The 2,490-nt window shown below is 59.6% G+C and carries 4 protein-coding genes; all 4 read right to left on the bottom strand.

Going from position 1 to position 2,490, the window contains the following annotated elements; translation table 11 throughout:
- Window positions 1-484, bottom strand: a 484-nt coding sequence (gene hscB, locus VFE81_RS17835) for a Fe-S protein assembly co-chaperone HscB (RefSeq protein ID WP_325045858.1), incomplete at its 3' end; no start/stop codon positions are given.
- Between the two features lie 184 nt (window positions 485-668).
- Window positions 669-992 (bottom strand): iron-sulfur cluster assembly protein IscA, encoded by a 324-nt coding sequence (iscA, locus tag VFE81_RS17830; RefSeq protein ID WP_323043884.1) that lies wholly within the window; start codon window positions 990-992, stop codon window positions 669-671.
- Between the two features lie 149 nt (window positions 993-1,141).
- Window positions 1,142-1,555 carry a Fe-S cluster assembly scaffold IscU gene (iscU, locus tag VFE81_RS17825; protein ID WP_325045857.1) on the bottom strand — a complete coding sequence of 138 codons (414 nt, stop codon included), beginning with the start codon at window positions 1,553-1,555 and terminating at the stop codon, window positions 1,142-1,144.
- A 65-nt stretch (window positions 1,556-1,620) separates the two neighbouring features.
- A partial coding sequence (locus tag VFE81_RS17820; protein WP_325045856.1) for an IscS subfamily cysteine desulfurase occupies window positions 1,621-2,490 on the bottom strand: 870 nt, incomplete at its 5' end.

Raw genomic sequence — 2,490 nt, 5'->3', positions numbered from 1 at the left:
CCCGCTCGATGAACATCAACTGCCGCACCGCCTCGCCCGCCACCTGATTCGCGCCGCTGTCGAGCAGCGCGCCGAGCTTGTCGAAACGCATGCGCTCTTCGTCGCGCAGTTCGGTCAGCAAGGCGTCGAGCGCGTCGACGTTCTTCGCCGCGGCCGCGTCTTCGATGTTTTCGCGCCACTCCATCTGCTGCATCAGAAACGCCGGCTCCATCGCTGTGTTGTTCTCCGAGCCGACGTCGATGTTGCGCAGGTGCAGCAGGTAGGTCGCGCGCTTCAACGGATCGCGCAACGTCTGATACGCCTCGTTGGTGCGCGTCGCCCATTGCATCGCGATACGCTTTTGCGCGTCGCCGGCCGCTGCGAAGCGGTCCGGATGCACTTGCGCCTGCACCGTGCGGTAGGCGTGATCGAGCGTCGCTGGGTCGAGCACGAATTGTGCCGGTAGATCGAACAGGTCGAAGTGGCTGTCTTTCAGCGAGGCCATCGGATAGAAAGAGTCCGTTCAGGTTCAGGAAAGCGCACCGGAGTGCAGGCTAAAAACGCGGCTCGAAAGCGCCGCGGAGGTTCAACGGCAAAGGTCAGCCGCAAGACACGAAGCCGAATGCGCGGATGAAACTAAAAAGGCGGCCCGCGCCGCCTTTGATCCGCTGTACGCGGAACGAGCCGATTTACACGCGGAACGATTCGCCGCAACCGCACTCGTCCTTCACGTTCGGGTTGTTGAACCTGAAGCCTTCGTTCAACCCTTCACGTGCGAAGTCGAGTTCGGTGCCGTCGATATAGGCGAGGCTCTTCGGGTCGACAATGATCTTCACGCCGTTGCAGTCGAACACTTCGTCTTCGGGTGCGAGTTCATCCACGTACTCGAGCTTGTAGGCTAAACCCGAGCAACCGGTCGTGCGCACGCCCACGCGCAGCCCGACACCCTTGCCGCGACGAGTCAGATACTTCTGGACGTGCTGTGCTGCCTTTTCGGTCAACGTAATTGCCATAGCGTTTCTCATTGCGCCGCGCGCGTTCGGCATTCGTATGCCTACTGACACGCTGCGACCCTGCCTGCCTCAAATATCGCTCATGCCGGACCGTGCTTTTCTCCAGGCACTGCCCGCTTCGACTCACTCAAACACGCACTCGCGCGTGATTACGCGTGTTGCCTGTCGCCTTCGACGACCGCTTCACCGTGACGCTGCTTGTAATCGGCGACAGCTGCCTTGATCGCGTCTTCCGCGAGGATCGAGCAGTGGATCTTCACCGGCGGCAGCGCCAGTTCTTCAGCGATCTGCGTGTTCTTGATCGACATTGCCTGATCGAGTGTCTTGCCCTTCACCCATTCGGTGACGAGCGAGCTCGACGCGATTGCCGAACCGCAGCCGTACGTCTTGAACTTCGCGTCTTCGATGATGCCGTCCGCGCCCACGCGGATCTGCAGCTTCATCACGTCGCCGCAAGCCGGCGCGCCGACCATGCCCGTGCCGACAGCGTCGTCGTCCTTCGCGAAGGAACCGACGTTGCGCGGGTTTTCGTAGTGGTCCAGAACCTTTTCGCTATAAGACATGATTACACTCCTTGTTTCGTTTCAACCTGCATTCGTTGCGTTTTCGACGTTTAAGCGTTGGCGCCTTAGTGTGCAGCCCACTTGATCGTCGAAATATCGATCCCGTCCTGGTGCATTTCCCACAGCGGCGACAGATCGCGCAGCTTCGAGATTTTGGTCTTCAACAGGTTGATCACATAGTCGACATCCTGCTCCGTCGTGAAACGGCCGACCGTAAAACGGATCGAGCTATGCGCCAGCTCGTCGTTACGACCCAATGCGCGCAGCACATATGACGGTTCCAGCGAAGCCGAAGTACAAGCCGAGCCCGACGACACGGCCACGTCCTTCACCGCCATGATCAGCGACTCGCCTTCGACGAAGTTAAAGCTGATGTTCAGGTTGTGCGGCACACGCTTTTCCATGTCGCCGTTCACATACGTTTCTTCCATGTCCTGCAGGCCGCGCAACAGACGATCGCGAAGCATACGGATACGTTCGTTTTCCGTCGCCATTTCTTCACGCGCGATACGGAACGCTTCGCCCATACCGACGATCTGGTGCGTAGCCAGCGTGCCCGAACGCATGCCGCGCTCGTGACCGCCGCCGTGCATCTGCGCCTCGATACGGATACGCGGCTTGCGACGCACATACAGCGCGCCGATGCCCTTCGGACCATACGTCTTGTGGGCCGAGAACGACATCAGGTCGACCTTCAGCTTTTGCAGATCGATCGCGATCTTACCGGTGGCTTGCGCCGCGTCGACGTGGAAAATGATGCCCTTTTCACGGGTGATCTCGCCGATCGCCTCGATGTCCTGGATCACGCCGATTTCGTTGTTCACCGACATCACCGAGACCAGAATCGTATCAGGGCGCAGCGCGGCCTTGAACTTCTCGAGATCGATCAGACCGTCGTCCTTCACATCCAGATACGTGACTTCGAAGCCTTCGCG

This window comes from Paraburkholderia sp. (assembly GCF_035656215.1).
Lineage (GTDB): Bacteria > Pseudomonadota > Gammaproteobacteria > Burkholderiales > Burkholderiaceae > Paraburkholderia.
Note: the sequence above shows the minus strand (reverse complement) of the source record. Positions and strands in the feature narration are given on the sequence as shown.